Origin of the sequence: Kitasatospora purpeofusca, from assembly GCF_000718025.1 — a bacterium.
Taxonomy (GTDB): Bacteria; Actinomycetota; Actinomycetes; order Streptomycetales; family Streptomycetaceae; genus Kitasatospora; species Kitasatospora purpeofusca.
In genome coordinates this window covers 189,897-212,146 of record NZ_JODS01000031.1, presented here as the reverse complement: position 1 = coordinate 212,146, position 22,250 = coordinate 189,897, and the positions used below count along the sequence as shown (strand labels likewise).

The window sequence follows — 22,250 nt, the reverse complement described above, 5'->3', positions numbered from 1 at the left end:
GGTAGCGGTGCGGGCGCTGACCGCGAGCGTGGACAGCGGGTGGGTCACGGCGGCCCGCAACAGCGTGGTGCCGCGGGCGGTCCGGCGGGTTCCGCGCACGGTCGCCGCGGACGGGCGACCGCCTTCAGCCGCGGGTACGGGCGGAACTGAAGGCGTGGCATACCGGAGCGGTGCGCAGGTGGGACGTGCGGCACTCGTACCGGGCGGCGCCCCCACGATGCGGGTGGAGCGGGAGCCATCGGTGGAGCGGGAGCCGTCGGTGGCGCCGGGAGGGGCGCGGCGCGGTCATGGCGCGCTCACCCCGGCCCCCAGCAGGGCGTGGGCGGCCTCGAGGCCGGAGCGGCAGCCGTCCTCGTGGAATCCCCAGCCGTGGTAGGCCCCGGCGAACGCGGTGCGCCCGGTGCTCAGTTCGGGGAGCCGGGTCTGGGCGGCGACGCTCTCTCGGGTGTAGATCGGGTGTTCGTACACGGTGCGGGAGACGACGTGCTCGTCCGGGACGGGCCGGTCGGGGTCCTCGTTGAGCGTCACCAGGTACTGCTCCACGGTGTCGAGGCCCAGCAGGCGGTTGAGGTGGTAGCTGACCCGCACGCCCGCGGCACTGTCACCGCAACCCGCCGTCCGGTAGTTCCACGAGGCCCGGGCCCGGGCGGCTCGCGGCAGGTGGGAGGCGTCACGGTGCAGGACGGTGGGGTTCACGGAGTAGCGGAAGGCGCCCAGGACCTCGCGCTCGGCCGGGGTGGCGTCGGCCAGCAGCCGCAGGGCCTGGTCCGCGTGGGTGGCGATCACCACGGCGTCGGCCTCGGTGCCCCGGCCGTCCTGCGTGGTCACCGTGACGCCGTCGTCGTGGCGCTGCACGGCCCGCACCGGCACCGCGCGGTGCACCGTGCTCAGTTGCTCGGCGATCCTCGCCACGTAGGTCTGCGAGCCGCCCACCACGGTGCGCCAGGTCGGTGATCCCGTGACGGACAGCATGCCGTGGTTGGCCAGGAAGGCGAACAGGTAGCGCGCCGGGTACTCGCCCGTCAGGTCCGGTGCGCACGACCAGACCGCGGCCACCACCGGCGTCATGAAGTGCTCGACGAAGTAGCGGGAGAAGGCGCCGGCCGCCAGGAACTCACCGAGGGTCGGATCGCCCGCCTCCGGGGCGGCCAGCAGCGCGCGGGCCCGGCGGTGGAAGCGCGGCACCTCGGCCAGCATCCGCAGGTACCGCCCGCGCAGCAGCGCGCCGGGCTGGGCGACCAGCCCGGCCGGGCCGCGCGCGCCCGCGTACTCGAGGCCGCACCCGTCGCAGCGCACCGACATCGTCATGTCGCTGTCGCGGGTGGCCACCCCGAGCTCGCGGAACAGGCTCACCAGGTGCGGATAGGTCCGCTCATTGTGCACCAGGAACCCGGTGTCCAGCGCCACCGCCCGACCGTCGGCGCCCACCGCGTGCTGGGTGTGCGCGTGCCCGCCCAGCCGCCCGTCGGCCTCGAACAACTCCACGGCCAGTCCCGCGCCCTGCAGCCGGTAGGCGGCCGTCAGGCCGGCGACACCGGCCCCGACCACGGCCACTGTGCCGCGCCCCGAGCGACCGTATCGCCACGAGTCCGCAGTCGTCTGCCGGGTGGTTCCAGCCATGGTGCCCTCCTGTTGTACGGAAGGGCGCCGTCACGTGCCCTCCCCTTGCTCGACGTTCGGCGCGCTCGGGGCAGCGGATTGCTCCGGATGTGGGCGAGCCGTCCGGGCCGATTGCCGGCACCGCACGAGCGGGCGGCGTGCGGGACATCGGGAGCCCTGCGGGCGCGGCCAGGACGGGAGCCTGCGGCAGCCGGCCGAGGCGGCCGCGAGCTTCGTCGGCCACCGGAAGGCACTCGGCCGGCTCGGCCGCTGGTGACGGCGCGCCGAACGCCGGCCGGGGCGGCGGCCGGGACCGGCACGAGCGGGCCCTGCCCCGGGAACGGACCGGCGGTGGCCGGGTCAGGTCAGGGACAGCAGCATGAGGGGCTGCCCCGTGGGCTGGGCGGAACCTCCGGACGGTTCCTGTGTCACCCCCACGCCCACGGCGCCGTTGATGTCGCCGGTGAGGAGCAGCTGTCCGTGGTCGGCGGGCAGCAGGCCGGCCGGGCGCATCGTGCCGCCGTCGCTGAACCACAGCTCGTAGGTCTGTCCCCGGGGCAGGACGGGCATGCCGGTGACGAGGAACGCCGCCTGCCCGCGGCCCGCCGACCAGACCACCGTGCCGACGGCCGTCCCTGAGGCCGCGGTGGTGGTGCGCGCGTCCGGGGCGGTCAGCAGGCTCGTGACCGCGGCCTGCTGATCGCGCAGGGCGCCCGCCCGGGCCAGGGCCAGCTGGGCCTGGTCGTGCTGCTGCACAGCGACCGCTCCCAGCGCGGTGGCCAGGGCCAGGCACGCCGCGAGCGCCAGCTCGCGCCACCGCCGGGCCGGCCACGAGGTCCGCCGCCCGCGTTCGGCGGGACCGGTCAGGGGCGGGAGCTGGCGCACGTCACCGATTCCCGCCATCACCGCCGCCTTGAGCCCGGGCGAAGGTCGTCCCGACTCGGCGGTCCCGAGCCGGGACAGGGTGGCCTCGAACTCGGCGACCTCCTGCGCGCAGGCCGGGCACCGGGCGAGGTGCCGCTCGAACGCGGCCCGTTCCTCCTCGGGCAGCGCGTGGGTCGCGTAAGCGCCGGTGAGGGTGCCGCATCCGGGTCTTGACGGTGCCGAGCGGGGTGCCCAGCACCTCGGCGACCTCGGGGTAGGTGTACCCCCGGTAGTACGCTTCTGCTCCCGGTCGGCGGCCGCCTGCGCCGTCCGCACCCGGTCCACCGCCCGCCGGTGGGCCATCGTCAGCACCCACGCCATCACCTCACCGCGCTCCGGCTCGTACCGGGCGGCCGTGCGCCACAGCTCGAACATCACCTCCTGGGCGACCTCCTCGGTCGGCGAGGGTCTCGCCCCGCAGGGGGCCTGAGGAGGCAGCGGGAGCCCGGCGGTCGAGCCCCTCGACGATCCGGGCCGCACCGCCCGCCGGCAACGGGATCTCCGGAGGTCAGCCCGTGACGGTCTGCTCGAGCAGGTCGACGGCATCCGCGAGCGTACGGGGGGCGGCCGTGCCGGCCGGCAGCCTGGCGCGGCCCCAGCCCGGGCCGGCAGCGACGACGACCGCCCCGCCCCGGGAGCCGCGCGGACCCCACACGCTCGCGGCGGCACGGCCGAGGAGCTCGAGGTCAGCCGTGTGCCGGTCCTGGGACCAGATCATCACGGCCCTGGGGCCGATCCGCTGGACCGCGTCGAGCAGCGCCCGCGGCGGCACCGCCGCGCCCAGCATGCGAAACGGCAGCCCGCGCTCGGCCAGCGCCGCGGCCGTAGCCTCCAGGGGCAGACTGTGCAGCTCCACGGGTGCGGCGGCCAGCAGCACCGGCGGCACGGGCCGCATCGCCGCCGTCCCCACCGCCACGCCCCGCAGCACGCTGGAGACGTTCCAGGACAGCAGGTGCTCCACCTCGACGTACTGCTCGCCGTCCGCCGCCCACTTGCGGCCCGCGGCGCGCAGCGCGGGCATGATCACCTCGGTCCACGCGTCGATCACCCCGAGCTCCTCGACGGCTTCGCGCAGGATTGCGACGACTTCCGGTGCGTCGAGGCGCACCGCCGCTCGGGCGAGGCCGCGGCACTCGGGTCGTACCGTGCCGACCCGCAGGGCCCGGCTGCCTCCGGGGCCGGGGCCGCGGCGGGCTCCGTCCTGGAGGCCCGTGACCTGTTCGGGGGGCGTAGGGCCCGAGGTGCCGGTGCGGTCGGCGGCGGGGCGGTCGGCCAAGGCGGCTCTGGCGGCTTCGTTCGGTGGCACTCCGCGGGCGGTCAGGCGGCACATGGTCTCCAGGACGGCGATGTCCTGGGGGCTCCAGCGCCGGTGGTGGCCGCTCTCGCGGTGGGCGGGGCCGAGGCCGTAGCGGCGTTCCCAGGAGCGGACCGTGGTGGGGGACACGCCGAGGCGCTGGGCTACGCCCCCGGTCGGCAGGCCTGCCTCCTCCAGGGGGTCGGCGGCGGTGGGGCGACCGGCGTGCGGCCGGGCATCCTGAGCGGCGGGCGATGTCACCATCCGGCGATTCTCCCTACCGCGAAGCCCGCGCAGCACACCACCATGACGGCGATCACCAGCAGCGGGACCCAGGAGGGCCAGGCGTTGTGCAGTTCGGCCGGCTCCGGGGTCGAGATGCCCGAGCACGTCGACGCCTCGCATTCGGGTGTCTCGGTGGGAGGGTTGGCGGGCACAGCGCGTTGGCCGGTGATGCTCCGTAGCTCGGAGGTCATGGAGTCCTCCCGATGTCGGAAGTCCGGTGAGGGTACCGGGAGCTGTACTTTCGGGTGCCGCCGAAGCGGTGGTCGGCCGCGGCGGGTGTGCCGCCGCGTCCTGAGCTGAATGGTGGTCCTGTCCACCTGCCGTGCCCAATCGCACCGTTTGCGCACCGCTGCTGGCGGCGGCCGGCCGTACCGCCGGGGTGCTCACTGGCCGGCGCGCACTCCGCCGCACCTGCCGTGAAACGCTGCGCCTTCGGTGCGAGTGTGGCGCGAAGTCACCGCAGCCGACGCTTCAGCTACGGGCCGCACGGCGGCCACGGACTCACTCGGAACGGGAGCGGACCATGAAGCTGCACGACGAACTTCCGGTCGACAGTCACCTCTCGCAGATCTACCGCGCGGGCGCGGGCCTGTGCGGAGCGGCGCTACTGGTCTTCGGCTGCCTCGGGCTCACGAACGGCCTGGCGTTCTTCAGCACCAGCGGCGAGCAGATCGCCGGCCTGTCCAGCAACGGCCTGCTCAGCCTGGTCTCGGTGGTGACGGCCGGGGTACTGATCGCGGGCGCGCTGATCGGCGGCAACGCGGCCTCCACGGTCAACATCACCGTCGGCGCGCTGTTCGTCCTCAGCGGCTTCGTCAACCTCGTCCTGCTGGACTCGCCCGCCAACATCCTGGCCTTCCGAATCCAGAACGTGCTCTTCAGCTTCGTCATGGGCCTGGTGATCGCCACCTTCGGCATGTACGGCCGCGTCAGCGGCAGGCTGCCCCTCGACAACCCCTACTGGCGCCGGCGCCACCCCCGACCCGCCGACGGGGAAAGTGCGCCGGCCCTCCCCCTCGGCTCCCGGCAGCCGGTACTCCCCGGACGGCCGGTATGAGCGGCCCGCGCCCGCACTGGCTGTTCGGCGACCAGCTCGGGCCGCACTTCCTGGCCCCGGGTGAGGGCGGCCCGGACCCGGACGCGCCGGTGGTCATGATCGAGGCCCGCTCGGTGCTGCGCCGACGGCGGTTCCACCGGGCCAAGGCGCATCTGGTCCTGTCGGCGATGCGCCACGCCGCCGAGGCGCTCGGCGACCGGGTGCGCTACGTCCGGGCCGACACCTACCGCGAGGGCCTGGGGAAGGCCGTCGGCCGTCGCCAGGTCACCGTCTGCCACCCGACCTCGCGCGCTGCCCTCGGCCTGGTGCGCGACCTCGACCGGGTCACGGTACTGCCGCCACGCGGCTTCCTGGTCCCCTTCGCCGACTTCCGCCGCTGGGCGGGCGAGCCCGGCGACCGGCGGCTGCTCATGGAGGACTTCTACCACCGGGTGCGCCGCGCCGAGCACCTGCTGGTCGAACCGGACGGCAGCCCGGTCGGCGGCCGCTGGAACCTCGACCGTGACAACCGCGAACCGCCGCCGAGGGGAGCTACCGTCCTGCCGCTGCCGGCCCCGTTCGAGCCCGAGGAGGACGGCATCGACGAGGAGGTCCGAGCCGACCTGGACCGTTGGGAGCGCGCCGGGGAGGTCGCCTTCGTCGGCCGGGACGGCCCGCGCCGCTTCGCCGCGACCCGGCCGGAGGCCGAGCAGGCGCTCGCGCACTTCGTCGCCCACCGCCTGGCCGACTTCGGCCGCTACGAGGACGCCATGCTCCACGCGGACCCGTGGCTGGCCCACAGCGGCCTGTCCGTCCCGCTCAACCTCGGCCTGCTCGACGCCCGCGAATGCGCGCGTGCCGCCGAGACCGCGTACCGGGCAGGCCGGGTACCGCTCAACAGTGCCGAGGGCTTCGTACGACAGATCGTCGGTTGGCGCGAGTACGTCTGGCAGCTGTACTGGCACCTCGGCGAGGGATACCGGGACGCCAACCGCCTCCGCCACCACGAACCCCTTCCCAGCTGGTTCCGCGACCTGGACGCCGACGCCGTCACCGCCCGCTGCCTGTCCCACGTCCTCGCCGAGGTCCGCGACCGCGGCTGGGTCCACCACATCCCCCGGCTCATGGTGCTCGGCAACTGGGCCCTCCAGCACGGCTGGGACCCACGGGAGTTGACCGACTGGTTCCACCGCTGTTTCGTGGACGGCTACGACTGGGTGATGAGCGCCAACGTCGTCGGCATGTCCCAGTTCGCCGACGGCGGCCTGATCACCACCAAGCCCTACGCGGCCGGCGGCGCCTACCTGAACCGCATGGGCGACCACTGCCGTCCCTGCCGCTACCAGCCCACCGAACGGCTCGGCGACCGCGCCTGCCCCTTCACCACCGGCTACTGGGCCTTCGTCCACCGCCACCAGGACCTTCTCGCCGCCAACCACCGCACCGCCCGGGCCGCCGCCGGCCTGCACCGGCTGACCGGCCTGTCCGAGGTTCTGGCCGCCGAACACACCCGCGGCCAGTCACCACCGTGAGGCCGCCGGATCCGCCGCCACCTCCCGGGCCGCCCGCCTCCCGGGCCGCCCGCCTCCCCGACGGCGGCGCGCCCCGGACCGAAGGCGTCGCCCGGTCGTCCGCACTGGCCGCACCATGAGCACCCCCCTGACCGGCCGCGAGCAGCGGCTGCTCGACGACATCGAGTCCCACCTCCGGCGGGAGGATCCGGCGCTGGAGCGTCTGCTCGCGGTTCCCCCGGCTCTGCGGACGCGCCTGTGGCACCGGCCCCGTTTCCTGGCCGCCGCAGCCTCGGCCCTGGCCGCCCTGACTGCCGCCTGCGCGCTGTTGGCGGGCTCAGGTGCTGCCGTCACACCCGTTGCCGAAGCCGGCGCGGGCGGGTCCGCGCTCGTGCTCGCGCTCGTCTTCCGGCGCCTGGCGCTACTGCGCGCCGGCTGATGCCGACGGGTGGTCGCGGGAAGGGACCGCGCCGGGCCGGACGGCGGGAGGCGGGCGATGCACCAACGATGCGACTACCGGTCCAACGAGCCTGCTCGCAGGCTGAAAGCTCAAGACCGATTCGAGCATTTGGAGGGAAGTCATGGCCATCGTGCGACGACTCCACGAAGCCGGAATCACCAGCGAACACGCCTACGCGGCGGCATTCGGATCCATCGGCCTGTCCCTGCTGAGCTGGATCGCGTCAATGAAGGCCGAACAGGCCGGCGTTGAACGCGCCGACCGGTGGGGCATCTTCGTGGGCGAGTGGGCGCCCACCTTCTTCGGGCTCGGGCTGGCACTCGCCGGGTACGAACGCGAGGCACCCGCCGTCACCTCCAAGGGTGGGCGCAGCGCGTGGCTCGACCACCCGGGCGACAAGACCGGGTGACCGGCCCGAGCCGCCGTCCGGGCCCCGCAGGACGACACCTGCGGGGCCCGCAGCGCTTCACTCATCACCCTGGTAGGCCCGGCGGAGCAGGTCGCAGACGGCCGCAGTACCCGTCCCCGGCAGCTCCACCGACTGGTGGCGCAACGCTGGGAGTCCCCCTTTCCGGTGCAGCAACGCTGCGAGTTCCCCGGCCCGAGGCCAGGAGCGCACCATCGGAGGCCGGAACGCCAGCAGGGGAGGTACGGATGATCATCGAATCGGTGACGGTGGACCCGGCCCGGCCGGTCCGGCCCGCCGCTGTCTCGCCGCTACGGCAACCCGGAGTCGTACCGGACATCTTCAACGCCACCGGCTGGATCGGCCCGGTGGCCTTCGCCATGGAACGCCTGGGCTCCGGCATCTCGGCCGCCATCCGCTGTCCGGGCAGCTTCCCCGAAGTGACCGTACGGCTCTACTCCGTCGATGGGCAGGGCCGTCGCGGTGCAGTGCGCCGCCCGCTCGACTGTCCTCGGCCGGCCGCGGTCCTCACCGCACGGGCCCTGTTCGCCCTGCCCCACCGGTGGTCCGAGACGAGCCTCACGGCCGGCGAGGGCACCTGTTCCCTCGCGACAAGGGCCCGGCGGCCCGGCCGTGCGGACGCGATCTGCGTGCTCACCGCGCACACCGGTGAGCACCTGGAGCCTCCCGGGCCGCCGGCCGACTACCTGACCGACCGCCGGGGCCTGCACACCCGAGTCCGGGGCCGCACCGCCGGTCCGCCGACCGACCACCCGCGCCGGCCCCTGCACGAGGCACGGCTCACCGGGCTGTCGCAAGGCCTGACCGCTGCGGCAGACGTGGACGTCGACGGGCCGCCTACGAGCGTGCTCTGTTCGACGGGCGCACCGGTGCGTTTCGGCGCCCGGACCACCGTAACCGGCCCGGGGCGAGGGCCCGGGCCGGGCACAGCACCGACGGGCCCGCAATGAACGGCGCGCCGTCCGAGCCGCCCGTGGTCCCCGCAGCGGGACTCTTCACACCCGACTCGGTGTCCTGGACCGTGCACGCCGACCCGGCCATGGTCCTGGGCGGCCTACGGGCCCTGCTCCTGCAGGCACTGCACCCCCTCGCCATGGCCGCGGTCGCGCAGCACTCGGCGTTCCGCGAGGACCCGTGGGGCCGGCTCTACCGGACCGCGCACTTCGTCGGCGCGGTGACCTACGGCACCGGCGGCGAGGTCCGCGAAGCCGCCCACCGGGTTCGGCTGATCCATGAGCACGTGCGCGGGACCGACCCGGAAACCGGCCGGTCCTACCGGGCCGACGACCCGGAACTGCTGACCTGGGTCCACTGCGCGGAGGTCGACTCGTTCCTGACCGCGGCCCGGCGCAGCGGGCTGGCCCTCAGCGACGCCGAAGCGGACCGCTATCTCGGCGAGCAGGCGACGGTGGCCCACCTCGTCGGCGTTCCGAGGGAATTCCCGGTTCCCACCACCGTGAGGGAGCTGGACGCCTACATGGTGGCGGTGCGCCCGCTGCTGCGGGTGACCCCGGCGGCCCGGGAGGCGCTGAGGTTCGCCGTGCTGCCGCCCCTGCACGGCTGGGCTCAGCTCGCCGGTCCGCTGCGTCCGGCCTGGGCAGGCCTGGTCGGCTGCGCGGTAGGCATGTTGCCGCCGTGGGCGCGTCGGCTGTACGGCCTGCCCGGCTGCCCGGCTGCCCGGCTGCCCGGCCACGGACCCCCTGGTGACGGCTCAGGCCCGGCTGCTGCGGCGGGCTGCCCTGCGCGTGCCCCGGTCCTGGCGTGAGGGGCCGCATCTGTCCGCGGCCCGGCGGCGTCACGACCCGGACCTGTGGACGCCGAACGGTGAGAACGCCGAAGGCCCGGTCGATCGAGCGAGCGGTTTGCGGTAACGGACGTACTCGTTCTGCCGCCGGAACCCCACACTCTCGTAGAGGTCGTAGGACCGGTGCGGATTTGCCGTACCCGTGAACAGCCGGGCGGTCGTTGCACCCTGCTCGCGAAGGCTCCGCAGCCCGTCCAGCAGCAGGGCCCGGCCGATTCCGAGGCGTCGCCGGTCCGTCCGGACACTCAGCTCCTCCACCTCGCCCACGGTGCGGTCGTGACGGCGGATGGAGCAGAGGGCGACACCGACCATGTCCTGCCCGTTCCAGGCAGCCCTCCAGCATGCCGGGTCGGCGGTGTCGACGAAGTCCTGGAAAGGCCATCTCCGAGTGAAACCGGAGGCCGCGTACGAATCGACGATCGTCCTCCAGGCTGCACGGTAGTGGCTCGTCCCGATCGGCCCTGTCCGTATCCCGGCCGGCAGGTCGCTGCCTGGCCCGGGCACCTGCCGCAGATCGCCCAGCTCCAGCTCGACCAGGCTGAAGACACGCCCGTAGCCGGCTGCGCGCAGAAGTGCCGTGGCGTCCTGCTCGGAGGCCGTGGCGTTCGCGCCGATCACTGCCGTCCGCGCCGTTCCGTGCTGTTCGACGAGCCGGCGGATCCGCTCTTCGGCCCAGCCCAGCATGGCTGAGCCGATGCCCTGGCCGCGGTGCTCGGGCAAGAGGTAGCCGCGGTGCAGGTACAGCCACGTGTCGTCCCGCTCCTGCCACCACCGGATCGTCGAGTAGCCGACGACGCTCCCGTCGAGCACCACCAGGATCTGGTTCTTGGACGGCTCCTCCGACTCGGCAGAAGCTTCGGCGATCTCGGCCGCTGTCGGCAGCCCTTCCACGACCGAACGGACATCGACCCGGTCCCGTTCGACACACCCCAGCCGCACGGCGGCCATGGCGCCATGGTCCTCGTCGCCGCGGTACGGCCGGAACCCGAAGCCGACCGGGAGGTCCTGTCCTGCCGTGCCGTCCAACATGACCTAATGTTCTCGGACTTCGGGGCGGGTCCGCCACCCTGTTCGCGCTGCGGTCGTCTGCGGCCGTTCAACGAGCTGCCCGCGTTCGAAGCGGGCCCCGGCGCGGACGAGCGCAACGACGTGGGGCGTATCCACGGCTCGCCCGCGGGACTGGGCGGACTCGACGGCCTTAGGACATACCGGCGCGTTTCGGCGGCGGTGACGGGGTCAGGCGCGGCGTCGGTCGCTGTCGTCGCGGAGCTGGGTGGTGCGGTGGGTGAGGGTGTCGAGGCGGGTGGCGAGGTCGTCCTGGTCGGGGCCGAGGTGGGGGCGGACGGCGGTGAGGGGCTCTACGAGGTCCGCGGGGTCGGTGGCACCGAGGGCGGCGGTCAGGGCGGCCTGGGCGGGGCGGGCGTCGGGGGCGAGTGCGGTCACGGTGATCCGGGCGGCCAGGATCCGCAGCTCGGCGGCGTTGTCGCGGGCCCAGGTGGTGACCTTTCGGTCGGCGGCCCGCCGGTCGCGGACGGCCTTGACGCGTTCCGCACCGGTGCCGGCCCGTGTCGTGCCGCCGGGCTTGAGGCGCAGGTAGCGGTTCTCGGCGGCCTGGCGGCTGGCGACGCCCATGGGCCGGGCCAGGTCGGCCCAGGTGGCGCCCGCTTCCCGGGCATTCTCCACCAGGCCGGCTTCCCAGCCGGCGAGCTGGGTGCGCAGTTCGCGCAGCAGCATCAGGGCGGCCAGGGCCTGCGCGGGGCCTTCCTGCTCGCCGGGGGCGGCCGGAGGCTGGGAGGCGGGGTTCTGGGCGGTGCGGACGGCGTCGTCGATGGCGGCCAGCGCCGCCGCGGCCGCCAGGAACGAGGCGGGCTCGACCGGCTGGGAGGCGTCGGCGGCGGGGCGTCGGGACTTTTCACTCATGAAGTCACTCTACGGGCGACAGTCCGGCTTGTCATCGGACGGATGACGCGCTACAAAGGGTGCCAGGTGCAGCGCACTGGCTCCCATCGACCTGTGGAGGTGTTTCGCGATGCTGATGCGCACTGACCCGTTCCGCGAACTGGACCGCCTGACCCAGCAGTTCCTGGGCACGAACGGCACGTGGTCCCGGCCGGCCCCGATGCCGCTGGACGCCTGCCGGGTGGGCGACGAGTACGTGATCTGCTTCGATCTGCCGGGCGTGGACCCGGACGCGATCGACATCGACGTCGAGCGGAACATGCTGACCGTCAAAGCCGAACGCCGCCCCCGCCACCAGGGCGAGGACGTGAAGTGGGAACTCTCCGAACGCCCGCTCGGCGTCTTCTCCCGCCAGGTGATGCTCTCCGACACCCTCGACCCCGCCGGGATCAGCGCCGACTACGACGCCGGCGTACTGACCCTGCGCATCCCGGTCGCCGAGAAGGCCAAGCCCCGCAAGATCGCGATCAACCGCACCGGCGACCCCAAGCGGATCCAGGCCTGACCGGCCCCCGATGCCCTTCCGCGCTGCCCCCGATCACTCCCCCTCGATCGAAAGGGCGGCCGGAAGGACCGCCTACCGCCGGCGTCAGCCGACGGGCCAGCGGTACGGATCGCGAAGTGCATCCCCGTGTGCGACGGCCCGCTCCATGACATCTAGGACGGGAAGGAGTTCACGGGCCTTGGGCCTGACGCCACACTCGACCTGCTGTCGAGGTGGCCGCGCGACCGTCCGCGCCGAGTGGTCGTGCTTCCGGTCGGTGCTCAGGTTGTCATGCGGGCCAGGAGTGCGGGATGGTCCGCATCGGGGAGCAGTTCCTCGCCGGGAGCCGCGCGTGGGCGAGCCGCAGCACTCCTCGCCGCCCGGCAGCGCCAGCAGCAGCCGTCCTCGCCTTGGAACGTCAACGCTGATGAATCCCATTGCCGTTCCAAGGCGAGGACGGATTGGCCATGGCCGTCGTCGAGTTGGGAACCGTCTCACGACCAGACAAGTCGACCTTCGGCAACGGAACAGACCGGACAGTCCCCCGCGCCGATCCTCGTCAGCATCTCCGCCACGGAGTCGAAGTAGTGAGCCAGTGACGCGTACTCGCCGGTGACCGTGGGCGCACCCACGAACCATCTGCCGATACGTCCGTCCCTCGCGTCGATGAACTTTCCCGTCCAGCCGTCCCGGTCCGACAGGAACGGGATCCACTCCTCGCGCCATTCACTCCCACCGGACAAGGGGTGATTCGCGTAGAGCCTCTCCATCGCCCGGATGCCCAGCAAGAAGCTTCCCTCGTCGGGGAACCCGTCGAAGCCGCAGCACATCACGTCGTCGTCGACGTCTTCCTCCGGCAGATCCAGATTGTTCTGCAACAGCCACGTCCGCAGGTTCCCGTGCAGGGAGACCCCCATCCGTTCCTCGGCTGCCGCGAGCATCTGCTCCGTAGCGGGCCCCGGCAGATCCGCGTGATCGGCCGGCGCGTGCTGCCGAAGAAGGCTCATCACACGCGACCAACTCTCAGTCACACTCATCGCCCTCTGCCCCCGGTCCTCTCTGCAGAATGTCTCCGTCCGACTACGCCACCGCGGAGGTCGGGAAGTACCGGCCGGAGAACCTTGCAGGGATGGTACTTCGAGCATGCGTTCCATCCCTCCCACAATCACCTTCCGCCCCGAAGCGCAGGACCCGGGAGGACCGCTCCCGTTCCCGCGCGTCCGCCTCCGGTCCGCCTTTCCCCGACGGCAGGTCCCGGGCCCTCCGCACCTCCGGCACCCCGGCGACCGCCGAGGCGGACCGCCCGGGTGCGGCGGGCTCCGGGTGCGGCGGCCGGCGGTCAGCGGGCCGCCGCCAGCCAGTCGCGGTAGTGGGTGGGGGCCAGCCGGGCGCCGGGGCCCGGTGTGAGGACGTCACCGGGGACGGCGGCGAACAGGCCCGCCCGGTCGTCGACCAGGACGGGGCGGCGGTCGCCGCGGGCGGCCAGGGTGAGGCGACCGATCTCGTCGAGCGTGAACCGGTCGGGGCCGGCCACGTCCAGGATGCCGCCGAGCGGTGCCCCGGTGGCCACGTCGGCGAGCGCGGTGACGACGTCGGCGCTCGCGATCGGCTGGATCGGGGTGGCGGGCAGGCGCACGGCGTCCTCGTCCGAGGTCCAGGACATCGTCGGTTCCATGAACTCGAAGAACTGGGTGGCGCGCACGATCGACCAGGGCGTCGCGCCGCCGCGCAGCAGCTCCTCCTGGAGCGTCTTGGCGCGGTAGTAGGCGAGGTCGGGGACCAGGTCGACGCCGACGATCGAGAGTGCGACCTGGTGGCGCACTCCGGCCCGCTCGCCTGCGGCCAGCAGGTTGCCGACCGTGGTCCGGAAGAACGCGATCGACTGCTCGTCGAAAGTGGGCGAGTTGGTGACGTTGACGGCCGCCTCCGCACCGGCGAGCGCCCCGTCGAGACCGGATCCGGTCAGCAGGTCGACGCCGGAGGAGAGCGAGGCGGTCGTCACCTCGTGGCCCCGGGCGGTGAGCTCGGCGGCGAGCTGGGATCCGATCAGGCCGGTACCGATGACAGTGATCTTCATGAAAGTGCCTTCCTTCGCCGGCCGGGCGCGAACACCCGACCCAAACTCGGACAAGTTCTATCCGAGATACTACTCGGATATCCTTTGTCCGAGTCAAATGGAGGCGCAATGAAGCTGTCGGGTGGCGTCGAGTGGGCGCTGCACTGCTGCGTGGTGCTGACCGCGGCCGCGGAGCCGGTGCCGGCCGCCCGACTGGCCGCGCTGCACGACGTGTCGCCCAGCTACCTGGCCAAACAGCTCCAGGCCCTGTCCCGCGCGGGTCTGGTGCACTCGGTGCAGGGCAAGACCGGCGGCTACGTCCTCAGCCGGGAACCCGCCGGGATATCCGTGCTGGACGTGGTGCAGGCCGTCGACGGGGCGGACCCCGCCTTCGTCTGCACCGAGATCCGCCAACGCGGCCCACTGGGGACCCCGCCCGAGAAGTGCACCGGGCCGTGCCCCATCGCCAGGGTGATGGGCGCCGCCGACGCGGCCTGGCGCGCCTCCCTGGCCGCCGTCACGATCGCCGACCTCGCCGCGAACGTGGCCGCCGGCAGCGGACCCGAAGCACTGCCCACCGTCGGCGCCTGGCTGGCGCGCGACCCCGACTGATCCGGACGACGGGCTGGTGACCGGGGCGGTCCGGGGTCGCCGGACCGACTCGGCGCCCGCAACCGGGCCGAGATCGCGATGTGGGCCTACGAAAAGCGCCACACCCTCCCTGGAGCCCGAGCCGGGCACCGGGCGAGGAGCCCGGGCACCTGTCGAGGAGACAACGGAAGGAGCCGGACCGGACGCCCCCTCATCGCGGTGACCGTCGCGGGCGCGAGAGCCACGGACACCGGCGCGGGGCCGACACGGCGACCGGCGCCGGGGCGCACACGGGCCCACACGGCGACCGGCCCCTGCCCGTATCCGCGTCGTGGGTCGTCCGCCCGGGGTGGCCGGCAGCGGCCTGTGCCCGGTGTCCCGTGTCCGTTCCGCCATCCTCCGCGAATCCCGGCAGCGTCGGAAAAACGCAGGTCACAGACGGGAAACGGGTGGGAGAACGTCAGTCCCGGCAGCTACCATGCTCACCTGCCGAACACACGTTCCGCACCGCATCCGTCCCCCGCCGCCACCGTCCCGTGGCGCGCTCCCCGATGAAGGACCCGCATGGGCACGTCCCAGCCTGCCGTCGGCAGGCCCTCCTCCTCCATGAGCACCTCCGTCAGAGCCCTGACGGCCGTTGCCATGCTCGCCGGCTTCTACCTGCTCGCCCTCGGCATCGTCGCCGCACTCGTCGCCCTCGACGTCAGCCTCTACCTGGCCTCCGGCGAACTGCGCCCGGCCCTGCTGAAGATCTGGGCCGTCAGCGCCGTCATCGCCTACCCCGTCGTCCGGGTCGTCTTCCTCACCCGCCACCGCCGCGACGACCGCGAGCTGCCCGGACTGCCGGTCACCCGCGAGGAACAGCCTCGGCTGTGGGCCGCGGTCGACCGGATCTCCGAGCGCACCGGCATCCGCGGTCCGGCCGAGATCCGACTGGTTCCGGAGGTCAACGCGGGCGTCCGCGAGGAGACCAGGTTCCTCGGCCTGATGCCCGGCAAGCGGCACCTGGTGATCGGCGTCCCCCTGCTGCTCGGCCTCACCGAGGCGGAGCTGGAGGCCGTCCTGGCTCACGAGTTCGGGCACTACAGCAACCAGGACGTCCGCCTGGCCGGGCTCACCCTGGCCGGCCGCACCGCCCTCCTGCGCACCGTCGGCGGTCTGCACGAGCGCGCCGACGCCCACCAGGCCAAGGAGGCCGCCAAGCTGCAGGCCAAGGCCGACAAGCGCCTCGCCCAGGGCCGCAAGGTTTCCGCCGAGGAGGCCTCGGGCGGCGTCGACCGGGTGCTCGCCAAGCTCTTCACCCAGTACGGCAAGCTCTACTTCCGGGTCTCCGAGGCGGTCGGCCGCCGCCAGGAGTACGCCGCCGACCTGGTCGCCGCCCGGCTCGCCGGCCGCGACGCCACCGCCTCCGCGCTGCGCCGGATCCCCGCACTCGACGCGGCCCAGGACTTCTACCTCGGCCACTACGCCACCCTCGGCTGGGAGGCCGGCCTCCTGCCGCCCCCCGGGCAGTTCTACGGCGGCCTCGCCCACCTGCTCGCCGACCCCGAGCGCCGCGCCGAACTCGACGCGCTGGCCCTCGAACTGCCCGATACCGAGACCGACCCCTACGACTCGCACCCGCCGATCGAGCTCCGGGTCGCCGCCGTCGAGGCCCTGCCCGACGACGGCCGCGGCGCCGGCAGCACCGCCCCCGCCCTCGGCCTGCTGCACGACGCCGAGCAGGTCCTCGCAGCGCTGGAGGTCGTCAGCCTGGTCCCCGAGGCCGCCCGCAAGGAGCGGGTCGACTGGCCGGCGCTGGTGCACCGCTCGCTGCTCGAAGACTGCCGCCGGTCCACCCGCCCGCTGCGCGACGCGCTGGCCGCCCTCGGCGTGGCGCCCACCGTCGGCGCCGCGCTGGACGCGATCGACGCCGGCCGTGCCCCGGAGCTCGTCGAGCGGCTGCCGCTCAGCCCGGAGGCCCGTGCGGCGACCGGCCGGGCCGCCCGCGAGCTGGCCCGCCCGGTCCTGCGCGGCGCGCTCTCCGAACTCACCGTGCTCGCCCTGGTCGACGCCGGGCTGACAGGCTGGGAGCTGTCCTGGTCCGGACCGGCCCGTCTGCGGCTGCCCGACGACCTGGGCGAGCGGCTCACCACCGCCCTCGACGCGGCTTGCGCCGACACCCCGGACACCACCGCCGTCCGCGCCCTGCTCGGTGAGGCCGGACTCCCGACCGCCGCGGCGCCGACCGTCACCGTCCCCTGATCCGGCCCCTGCGCCGTCCCTTTCCGCAAGCCACGATCCTCGATCCACGACCCACAAGGTTCACCGTGCCAGCCCCCGTAGTCGTCATCCTCGTCAGCGTCGTCACCGTCGGCGTACTCAAGCTCGTCACCTGGGCGCTCAACCGCTACACCGCCAGCAAGCAGGCCGAAATCGACTCCTGGCACGAGCGCGTCGTCACCGAGCACGGCCTGCTGCCGGAGGAGCGGCAGAACACCGACCGGGCCTGCGCCGCCCCCGAACTCGACGCGCTTCGCGCCGCCGCCGACCGCGGTGACTGGCGCGCCTGCGCCGAACAGCTCGCCGCGGCCGGACCCGACGCGGACCGGCGCTACCGCCTCGTCGAGGAACTGGCCGACGCGGGCGCCGAGCAGGACGACTGGCTCCGGGCCTGGCGGGCCGAACGGCCCGGGGACCCGGACGCCGCCGTCGTCCACGCCGAAGCCCTGGTGAAGCTCGCCTGGCGCCTGCGCGGCGCGGCGTACGCCGAGGACACCAGCGACGAGCAGGCCGCCGGCTTCCACCGGCTGCTCACCGAGGCCCGGACCGCCGCCCGCGAGGCGCAGGAGATCGACCTGCAGGACCCGCTGCCGTGGACCACCGAGCTCTGGATCGCCCTCGGCCTCAACTACCCACGGGCGGAGTTCGACCGGGTCTGGGCCGGGCTGACCGCCCGTGACCCGCACCTGTACCCGGCGCACTACGCCGCCGTGCAGTACTGGTCCGCCAAGTGGCACGGCTCCGAGGAGGAGGCCAACGCCTTCGCCGACCGCGCCGCCACCGACGCCCCGGCGGGCAGCCTGCTCGCGGGCATGCGCCTGGTCGCGCTCTTCGAGCACGAGCCCGACGACAACGAGAGCGCCTACTGGTCCACCCCGTACGCGCGGTCGGCCGTGGACGCGGCACGCCGGGCCGTGGACGCCGCCCCGGCCGGGCACGCCCGGGCCGCGGAGATCCGTCACCTGCTCGCCTGGTGCTACACCATGACGGACCGGCCGGCCGAGGCCCTGGGCCAGTTCCGGGTCGTCGACGGCTACGTCGACGCGCTCCCCTGGCGCTACTCCGAGGATCCGGCCGCCTACTACTGCCACATCCGGGCCGTCGCGGCCCGCTTCGCCGCGAAGGAGCCGCAGCCGGCCGCCTGACCCGACGTTCCGGCGGCCCCGGGCAGCGGGGTCGCCGGACGCCGGGTCGCCGGCACGCCCGGCCACCGGTGTGCGGCAGTCACGGCGGCCGGGCTCCGAACGCGGTGGGCCGGTCCGGACGGCGAGGAGGGGATGCCCGCCGTCCGGACCGCGCTCTCGCCCACCGCACCCTCTTCTCACCCCGATCCGCCACCGCAAAACACCCCGTTCGACAACCGGCCCGGCGGGTCCGACGAGCCACCACGGCTCCCGAGCACCCGGGCTACGGTCGGGGCGAGGGGCAGTCGGCGTCCTGGGCGGGCAGGACACCGTCGAGGAGGCAGCGGTCGACGGCAGCGGGTCGACGAGCGGTCGACGGACCATTCGCCCGGCCGCACCTGGTGAGCGCCTGCCGGAGCTCGGCACACGTAGCTACCGAAGTGCAGGCCGCCCCGAGCCGGGAATCCCGGGCCCTCCTCAAGCGCTGGGCCGGTAGCCGTCGGCAGGGGCGAATCAAACCGCCCGCTGGACCGAATCAAACATCCGGATTCCACGTACCAAATCCGCGCCAACCGGACTCACTCCATTCACATGAGCGACGTCTCGACTACAGAGAGATAGTGCAATATCACATAACAGTGCTGCTGGACGGACCAGGAGCTCTGTACACAGGAGAAGCACCTCATGACTCGCAAGATGCTGACGACGGCCGCCGCTACGGGTGCCCTGGCACTCGCTCTCGCCGGCGCGACCCCGGCCGTCGCTGCCGGTACCGCCGCCACCACCGCCGAGACCGCCACGGAGGTCTGCGACGCCTCCGGCCTGCAGTCCGGCCTCTGGACCAAGCTCTGCTACACGGCCACCGAGGACGGCGTCCAGTTCACCGGCCGGATCGGCCTGGCCGGCCCGCCGAGCCCCGGCAGCCCGCCGCTGCGGACGAAGCTGGTCGACGCGGTCCTGACCACCGACATCGAGGGCGGCGAGTCGCTCGGCACCGTGCAGCAGTCCCTGCTCTTCCGGGCCACCACGCTGGAGATCGCCGGCTACGGCGGCACCGTCCCGTGCGGCTCGACCGTTACCGCGACCCTCTCGGTCTCCGCCGACGGCTGGTACACCCACCCGATCAGCACGAGTGTGGTGGTGCCCTGCTGATGCCCGGAGCGACACGGGCCCGAAGACGGCCGGACAGACCCCGGCCGCCGGTCCCGCATCAGCCCCGAGCCCGTTCCGCAGGACCCGGCCACGATGTGATCAGCGGGTGGCGCGGCAGGAGCCGCGCCACCCGCACCTGCTCGTCGTCCTCACCCTGCTCGCCATCGCCCCACCCGCGACCGTCGCAGCCGTACGCACCCGCGCCGCCCGAGCACCGCACCTTCCACACACGCACCGCACAGCTGCGCCACATCGGCGCGTTCATGACCATGACCCCGAGGACCATGACCCCGAAGGCCTTCGAGCACCCGCTCGCCGACCTGTGCCGGCGCGACGGCTGCACGAAGGTGACCGTCGTCGGCGGGGCCGGCAACCTGGCCACCGACGTCCTGGCCACCGGTCCGACGGGGCGACACATCCTCATCCAGGCCGAGCGCTACAGCCCCGGACCCCTGGTCGGCTCGCCCGCGGTCAGGGCCACCGCGGGCTCCGGCGACGGGTCGCCCTAAATGCGGACCCGTTCACGGGCCTGGGTGTCGGAGACGAGCCGGGCCAAGGATGCGCGGGTTTCCGACAGCGCGGAGATTCGGTCGTCCAGACCGTCGAGATGTTCTTGGAGGGTCTCCAGCCTGCATCCGGCGACCGTGCCGTCCTGGCGAATGCACGGCTGCAGGTCGCGGATAACGCGGGTCGGCAGGCCGGCATCCAGCAGCCCGCGAATGCGCCGGACTACGACGGGCGCGTTGTCGTCGTAGCGGCGGTGGCCGCTGTCGAGGCGGTAGGACTCAAGGAGGCCCTGCTCCTCGTAGTAGCGCAACAGCCGGACGGAGGTGCCCGTTGTCGCGGCGAGCTCACCGATCTTCATGTGGCGCTCCTCACAACCCCTTGAACCTCACATTGATGTGAGATCTTAGCGTGAGGGCATGACGAACACAGAACGCCCCATAGCCCTCTACGGTTTCCTGCGCCCCAGGCCGGAGCGCGCGGACGAGGTCCGGCGGATTCTCTCCTCCTTCGTGGAACCCACCCGGCGAGAACCCGGCAACATGCAGTACCACCTCCACGAGCACGAGGACGGCCGCTTCTTCCTGTACGAGGTGTGGCGCTCCCAGGCAGACCTGGACCAGCACAACGCAACACCCCCGCTGCGCGCCTTCCTTCAGAATCTGTCGACCTTCCTGGAGGAAGACCCGGAAGGCTACTTCGACACCATGCTCAGCCCGTACCCCGGGGCAGAACCGGTTCTCGCCTGAGGCGGACATCCACGGCTGGCTCTGTTCACGAGAACGGGGCCATCGGCAGACCGCTGCGCCGGTCCGCTACCGGGCCGTGCCCCACGGCGGTTCCGGGACCAGCACCGCCACCACACCCCCACCGGCCGGCTCGGCCGGACAGCCCGGCCGAGCCAGGTCGGCGAGATGGCGGTCGACGCGTCGGCGGTCAAGGTCGACGGAAGCGCTGCCACCACCGCCGTCGGGGCTGGGGCTGCGTCCGGGATTGGGGCCGAACCGCGAGGCCCGGGCGGACGAGCAGAGGTGCGTGGCGCTCCTGTGTGACCGACAGGAACAGTGCCAGGTGGATCCTGTCCGCCACCACCAGCTCCTGGCCGTCGTTGTACCGGAGTACGAGGGAGAAGGAGTGGAAGGCGGACCGGTCGGAGGCGATGGTGACGGAGAAGCGGTCAGCTTCTCCGGCCTGCACGACCTGGGAGAGCGGCACGCTCACCCGGTAGCCGGTGCCGACGGATGCGAGCGCGGTGGAGTACTTCTGGCCCGGGCCCAGATATGACCCGATCCGGGGGATCGTACTGGTGGAGCGGCGCGGGACCAGCCACCCCGTGAAGGGGTTGGACGAGTGCACCACGGCGCCGTCCGCACCGGTGTGGGTGAAGGCGAGCACGCCGCGGACGGCCACCTCGTGGCGCGGGAGGAGGCGGCCGGCACCGTGGAAGGCGAAGGGGCTGAGCTTGTCCTCCACCGACCACGAGTGCCGCTCGCGGCTGCGCACTTCGGGGGTGCGCAGGACGTAGGGGCCTGCGAGGGGGTCGGGCGCGTCGGGGGTGTCGAAGAGGGAGTAGGTGACGGTGGCCTCCGTCAGCGGGCCCCAGCCGCCGTTGAACAGGACGATGTCCGTCTCATCGCAGGTCAGGAACGGCAGGGCGCGCAGGTCGGGTTCGGAGGAGGTGACATCGAGGAGGGCCTCGTGGAGGAGCACGGTCTCGCCGGTGTTGTTGACCACCTTGACGTCGAGCTCCGGCCAACGGTGCACGAGAAGGCCGCCGTGCAACGGCTCGCCGGCGCGCACAGCGGCGAGGTAGGGGTCGGTGGGCTCGATCAAGGTGTCGCGCCCCGTGCGGGTGAGCCGGTAGGGGATGGGGTAGCCGGGGCGGGTTTCGGTGTTGACACCGAGGATCGCGGTCGGCTGTCCGGCGCCGGCCCCACCTGGGGTGAGGTGGATGCCGCCGTGGACGGTAGTGGCGTTGATGGTGACGGGGCCGGGGGTCCCGGAGCGGCTCAGCCCGTTGTCCGCTCCGGCCGGGAAGGGGAGTTGACCACCGCGCCCCCGTTGATCACGCCGGCGGCGATCGAGCCCGGGGCGCTGCGGATCGTGAGGTCACCGCCGACCGTCAGACTTCCGTTGCCGCTCGGCGCGGCGGCTCGGATCACCTGGAGCAGCACGTCGAGTTCCCGCGCCGCCTGGTTCCGGTGTTGGTCGTCCGGCGCGGCGGCCAGCGCCCCCTCGATCCGGGATCGCCAGAACGCTTCATGAGCGGCCATCACATCGGGGCGCCGGTCGTCTTCCGCTTGGGCGATCACCCGGGCGGTCTCGTCGAGAAGCTCCAGCTCGGCGGCCTGCCGGGACGGATCCCTTCGCCCGAACCAGCCAGCCACCTTCTCCCTGGTCCCTGCCCAGGCGTCGGTCGCGGCGGCCTGCACCACAGCCGCTCCCCCCGCTGCGGCCAACGCCGCCAGAGCCTCCGTCAGCATGCTGACCCCTCCCGCTGCGCCCGATTGACGCGTACAGGCGGATCATAGACCAGACGCTTCGTCAACCTGTGTCCGCAGGCGGGCGCGCGAGCGTGTCGGAGCCGGGGTCTGCGGGTACCGCTCACTCCGCTTCCGTGAGCGGTGGGTGCTCGCGTCGCTTCTTCTTGATCCTGCCCGACCCTCCCGTTCCACACCTGCGGATGATCACCTTCACTGTGCCGCAGCCGGGCTCAGCCACCTGGGCAGGCCGGGACCGGCCCGACGCACTGCCGGACCGGCCGGCACCGGCCGCCGC

24 protein-coding genes and 2 pseudogenes are annotated in these 22,250 nt (G+C 73.2%); 13 read left to right on the top strand and 13 right to left on the bottom strand.

Features of this window, described 5'->3' with window-relative positions; genetic code table 11:
- Positions 1 to 285: 285 nt before the first annotated feature.
- From IF01_RS0133310 to IF01_RS0133295, 5 genes and pseudogenes are all read right to left on the bottom strand, one after another.
- Positions 286 to 1,620, bottom strand: coding sequence for an NAD(P)/FAD-dependent oxidoreductase (locus tag IF01_RS0133310; protein ID WP_051756697.1), 1,335 nt, complete (start codon positions 1,618 to 1,620; stop codon positions 286 to 288).
- A 339-nt stretch (positions 1,621 to 1,959) separates the two neighbouring features.
- Entirely contained in the window at positions 1,960 to 2,649 is a 690-nt protein-coding gene (locus tag IF01_RS0133305; protein WP_051756717.1) for an anti-sigma factor, read from the bottom strand.
- Between the two features lie 7 nt (positions 2,650 to 2,656).
- A pseudogene (locus IF01_RS50445) lies at positions 2,657 to 2,922 on the bottom strand (sigma factor); the annotation flags it as partial.
- 109 nt (positions 2,923 to 3,031) lie between these two features.
- Positions 3,032 to 4,081, bottom strand: a complete 1,050-nt coding sequence (locus IF01_RS0133300) for a MerR family transcriptional regulator (RefSeq protein WP_030397337.1) — start codon at positions 4,079 to 4,081, stop codon at positions 3,032 to 3,034.
- Complete coding sequence (locus IF01_RS0133295; protein ID WP_030397336.1) at positions 4,075 to 4,293, bottom strand: DUF6480 family protein; 219 nt, start codon at positions 4,291 to 4,293, stop codon at positions 4,075 to 4,077. Before IF01_RS0133295 ends, IF01_RS0133300 begins: the two co-directional genes overlap by 7 nt.
- 332 nt (positions 4,294 to 4,625) lie before the next feature.
- On the opposite strand from IF01_RS0133295, the gene IF01_RS0133290 reads away from it, so the two are divergent.
- The 6 genes from IF01_RS0133290 (at position 4,626) to IF01_RS42720 (ending at position 9,301) form a co-directional block, all read left to right on the top strand.
- Positions 4,626 to 5,159: a DUF4383 domain-containing protein gene (locus IF01_RS0133290; protein WP_030397335.1), complete on the top strand. Its 534-nt coding sequence runs from the start codon at positions 4,626 to 4,628 to the stop codon at positions 5,157 to 5,159.
- A complete protein-coding gene (locus IF01_RS0133285) occupies positions 5,156 to 6,670 on the top strand; it encodes a cryptochrome/photolyase family protein (RefSeq protein ID WP_030397334.1) in 1,515 nt (504 codons plus the stop codon). Before IF01_RS0133290 ends, IF01_RS0133285 begins: the two co-directional genes overlap by 4 nt.
- Positions 6,671 to 6,785: 115 nt before the next feature.
- Positions 6,786 to 7,088 carry a DUF3040 domain-containing protein gene (locus IF01_RS0133280; RefSeq protein ID WP_030397333.1) on the top strand — a complete coding sequence of 101 codons (303 nt, stop codon included), beginning with the start codon at positions 6,786 to 6,788 and terminating at the stop codon, positions 7,086 to 7,088.
- Between the two features lie 142 nt (positions 7,089 to 7,230).
- Positions 7,231 to 7,518, top strand: coding sequence for a hypothetical protein (locus tag IF01_RS0133275; protein ID WP_051756695.1), 288 nt, complete (start codon positions 7,231 to 7,233; stop codon positions 7,516 to 7,518).
- A 245-nt stretch (positions 7,519 to 7,763) separates the two neighbouring features.
- A complete protein-coding gene (locus IF01_RS0133270; RefSeq protein WP_051756693.1) occupies positions 7,764 to 8,486 on the top strand; it encodes a DUF2071 domain-containing protein in 723 nt (240 codons plus the stop codon).
- Positions 8,487 to 8,545: 59 nt separating this feature from the next.
- Positions 8,546 to 9,301, top strand: coding sequence for an oxygenase MpaB family protein (locus IF01_RS42720; protein ID WP_157855417.1), 756 nt, complete (start codon positions 8,546 to 8,548; stop codon positions 9,299 to 9,301).
- 30 nt (positions 9,302 to 9,331) lie between these two features.
- Here the strand turns inward: IF01_RS42720 and IF01_RS0133260 are convergent, their stop codons facing one another.
- The 3 genes and pseudogenes from IF01_RS0133260 to IF01_RS0133255 all read right to left on the bottom strand — a co-directional run bounded on the left by IF01_RS0133260 (position 9,332) and on the right by IF01_RS0133255 (position 11,260).
- Positions 9,332 to 10,369, bottom strand: a complete 1,038-nt coding sequence (locus IF01_RS0133260) for a GNAT family N-acetyltransferase (RefSeq protein WP_051756691.1) — start codon at positions 10,367 to 10,369, stop codon at positions 9,332 to 9,334.
- Between the two features lie 3 nt (positions 10,370 to 10,372).
- Positions 10,373 to 10,540: pseudogene (locus IF01_RS51810) on the bottom strand (IS256 family transposase); the annotation flags it as partial.
- Between the two features lie 36 nt (positions 10,541 to 10,576).
- Entirely contained in the window at positions 10,577 to 11,260 is a 684-nt protein-coding gene (locus IF01_RS0133255; RefSeq protein ID WP_030397329.1) for a hypothetical protein, read from the bottom strand.
- A 109-nt stretch (positions 11,261 to 11,369) separates the two neighbouring features.
- Between IF01_RS0133255 and IF01_RS0133250 the strand changes: the two genes are divergently transcribed.
- Positions 11,370 to 11,804 (top strand): Hsp20/alpha crystallin family protein, encoded by a 435-nt coding sequence (locus IF01_RS0133250; RefSeq protein WP_030397328.1) that lies wholly within the window; start codon positions 11,370 to 11,372, stop codon positions 11,802 to 11,804.
- 473 nt (positions 11,805 to 12,277) lie between these two features.
- Here the strand turns inward: IF01_RS0133250 and IF01_RS0133245 are convergent, their stop codons facing one another.
- Both IF01_RS0133245 and IF01_RS0133240 read right to left on the bottom strand, forming a co-directional pair.
- A complete protein-coding gene (locus IF01_RS0133245) occupies positions 12,278 to 12,790 on the bottom strand; it encodes an SMI1/KNR4 family protein (RefSeq protein ID WP_341845516.1) in 513 nt (170 codons plus the stop codon).
- Between the two features lie 332 nt (positions 12,791 to 13,122).
- Entirely contained in the window at positions 13,123 to 13,860 is a 738-nt protein-coding gene (locus IF01_RS0133240; protein WP_030397326.1) for an SDR family oxidoreductase, read from the bottom strand.
- A gap of 108 nt (positions 13,861 to 13,968) precedes the next feature.
- On the opposite strand from IF01_RS0133240, the gene IF01_RS0133235 reads away from it, so the two are divergent.
- The 5 genes from IF01_RS0133235 (at position 13,969) to IF01_RS50435 (ending at position 19,477) form a co-directional block, all read left to right on the top strand.
- Positions 13,969 to 14,451 carry an RrF2 family transcriptional regulator gene (locus tag IF01_RS0133235; protein ID WP_030397325.1) on the top strand — a complete coding sequence of 161 codons (483 nt, stop codon included), beginning with the start codon at positions 13,969 to 13,971 and terminating at the stop codon, positions 14,449 to 14,451.
- Between the two features lie 585 nt (positions 14,452 to 15,036).
- Positions 15,037 to 16,674 (top strand): M48 family metalloprotease, encoded by a 1,638-nt coding sequence (locus IF01_RS0133230; protein WP_063764365.1) that lies wholly within the window; start codon positions 15,037 to 15,039, stop codon positions 16,672 to 16,674.
- Positions 16,675 to 16,739: 65 nt separating this feature from the next.
- Positions 16,740 to 17,837 (top strand): hypothetical protein, encoded by a 1,098-nt coding sequence (locus IF01_RS0133225; RefSeq protein WP_051756687.1) that lies wholly within the window; start codon positions 16,740 to 16,742, stop codon positions 17,835 to 17,837.
- A 663-nt stretch (positions 17,838 to 18,500) separates the two neighbouring features.
- Entirely contained in the window at positions 18,501 to 18,968 is a 468-nt protein-coding gene (locus IF01_RS0133220) for a hypothetical protein (RefSeq protein ID WP_030397322.1), read from the top strand.
- Positions 18,969 to 19,231: 263 nt separating this feature from the next.
- The gene (locus tag IF01_RS50435) at positions 19,232 to 19,477 is read left to right on the top strand and encodes a restriction endonuclease (protein ID WP_078880519.1); all 246 of its coding nucleotides are present in this window, start codon (positions 19,232 to 19,234) and stop codon (positions 19,475 to 19,477) included.
- Here the strand turns inward: IF01_RS50435 and IF01_RS0133205 are convergent.
- The gene (locus tag IF01_RS0133205; protein ID WP_030397319.1) at positions 19,474 to 19,833 is read right to left on the bottom strand and encodes a MerR family transcriptional regulator; all 360 of its coding nucleotides are present in this window, start codon (positions 19,831 to 19,833) and stop codon (positions 19,474 to 19,476) included. The two genes, IF01_RS50435 and IF01_RS0133205, sit on opposite strands and share 4 nt — an antisense overlap.
- A 58-nt stretch (positions 19,834 to 19,891) precedes the next feature.
- Here IF01_RS0133205 and IF01_RS0133200 point away from each other — a divergent pair, with 58 nt between their 5' ends.
- Entirely contained in the window at positions 19,892 to 20,221 is a 330-nt protein-coding gene (locus IF01_RS0133200; protein ID WP_030397318.1) for a putative quinol monooxygenase, read from the top strand.
- Positions 20,222 to 20,408: 187 nt separating this feature from the next.
- On the opposite strand, the gene IF01_RS0133195 is transcribed toward IF01_RS0133200, so the two are convergent.
- Together IF01_RS0133195 and IF01_RS0133190 are read right to left on the bottom strand one after the other, a co-directional pair.
- On the bottom strand, positions 20,409 to 21,305 hold the full coding sequence (locus IF01_RS0133195) for a hypothetical protein (RefSeq protein ID WP_030397317.1): 897 nt from the start codon (positions 21,303 to 21,305) through the stop codon (positions 20,409 to 20,411).
- A gap of 176 nt (positions 21,306 to 21,481) precedes the next feature.
- Entirely contained in the window at positions 21,482 to 21,955 is a 474-nt protein-coding gene (locus IF01_RS0133190; RefSeq protein ID WP_030397316.1) for a hypothetical protein, read from the bottom strand.
- Positions 21,956 to 22,250: the final 295 nt, after the last annotated feature.

What these genes read in the sequence shown, in the direction of transcription:
- IF01_RS0133310 (WP_051756697.1), bottom strand. Translation starts at nt 1,620, where the DNA reads ATGGCTGGAACCACCCGGCAGACGACTGCGGACTCGTGGCGATACGGT.
- IF01_RS0133300 (WP_030397337.1), bottom strand. Translation starts at nt 4,081, where the DNA reads ATGGTGACATCGCCCGCCGCTCAGGATGCCCGGCCGCACGCCGGTCGC.
- IF01_RS0133295 (WP_030397336.1), bottom strand. Translation starts at nt 4,293, where the DNA reads ATGACCTCCGAGCTACGGAGCATCACCGGCCAACGCGCTGTGCCCGCC.
- IF01_RS0133290 (WP_030397335.1), top strand. Translation starts at nt 4,626, where the DNA reads ATGAAGCTGCACGACGAACTTCCGGTCGACAGTCACCTCTCGCAGATC.
- IF01_RS0133285 (WP_030397334.1), top strand. Translation starts at nt 5,156, where the DNA reads ATGAGCGGCCCGCGCCCGCACTGGCTGTTCGGCGACCAGCTCGGGCCG.
- IF01_RS0133280 (WP_030397333.1), top strand. Translation starts at nt 6,786, where the DNA reads ATGAGCACCCCCCTGACCGGCCGCGAGCAGCGGCTGCTCGACGACATC.
- IF01_RS0133275 (WP_051756695.1), top strand. Translation starts at nt 7,231, where the DNA reads ATGGCCATCGTGCGACGACTCCACGAAGCCGGAATCACCAGCGAACAC.
- IF01_RS0133270 (WP_051756693.1), top strand. Translation starts at nt 7,764, where the DNA reads ATGATCATCGAATCGGTGACGGTGGACCCGGCCCGGCCGGTCCGGCCC.
- IF01_RS0133260 (WP_051756691.1), bottom strand. Translation starts at nt 10,369, where the DNA reads ATGTTGGACGGCACGGCAGGACAGGACCTCCCGGTCGGCTTCGGGTTC.
- IF01_RS0133255 (WP_030397329.1), bottom strand. Translation starts at nt 11,260, where the DNA reads ATGAGTGAAAAGTCCCGACGCCCCGCCGCCGACGCCTCCCAGCCGGTC.
- IF01_RS0133250 (WP_030397328.1), top strand. Translation starts at nt 11,370, where the DNA reads ATGCTGATGCGCACTGACCCGTTCCGCGAACTGGACCGCCTGACCCAG.
- IF01_RS0133245 (WP_341845516.1), bottom strand. Translation starts at nt 12,790, where the DNA reads ATGAGCCTTCTTCGGCAGCACGCGCCGGCCGATCACGCGGATCTGCCG.
- IF01_RS0133240 (WP_030397326.1), bottom strand. Translation starts at nt 13,860, where the DNA reads ATGAAGATCACTGTCATCGGTACCGGCCTGATCGGATCCCAGCTCGCC.
- IF01_RS0133235 (WP_030397325.1), top strand. Translation starts at nt 13,969, where the DNA reads ATGAAGCTGTCGGGTGGCGTCGAGTGGGCGCTGCACTGCTGCGTGGTG.
- IF01_RS0133230 (WP_063764365.1), top strand. Translation starts at nt 15,037, where the DNA reads ATGAGCACCTCCGTCAGAGCCCTGACGGCCGTTGCCATGCTCGCCGGC.
- IF01_RS0133220 (WP_030397322.1), top strand. Translation starts at nt 18,501, where the DNA reads ATGACTCGCAAGATGCTGACGACGGCCGCCGCTACGGGTGCCCTGGCA.
- IF01_RS50435 (WP_078880519.1), top strand. Translation starts at nt 19,232, where the DNA reads ATGACCATGACCCCGAGGACCATGACCCCGAAGGCCTTCGAGCACCCG.
- IF01_RS0133205 (WP_030397319.1), bottom strand. Translation starts at nt 19,833, where the DNA reads ATGAAGATCGGTGAGCTCGCCGCGACAACGGGCACCTCCGTCCGGCTG.
- IF01_RS0133200 (WP_030397318.1), top strand. Translation starts at nt 19,892, where the DNA reads ATGACGAACACAGAACGCCCCATAGCCCTCTACGGTTTCCTGCGCCCC.
- IF01_RS0133190 (WP_030397316.1), bottom strand. Translation starts at nt 21,955, where the DNA reads ATGCTGACGGAGGCTCTGGCGGCGTTGGCCGCAGCGGGGGGAGCGGCT.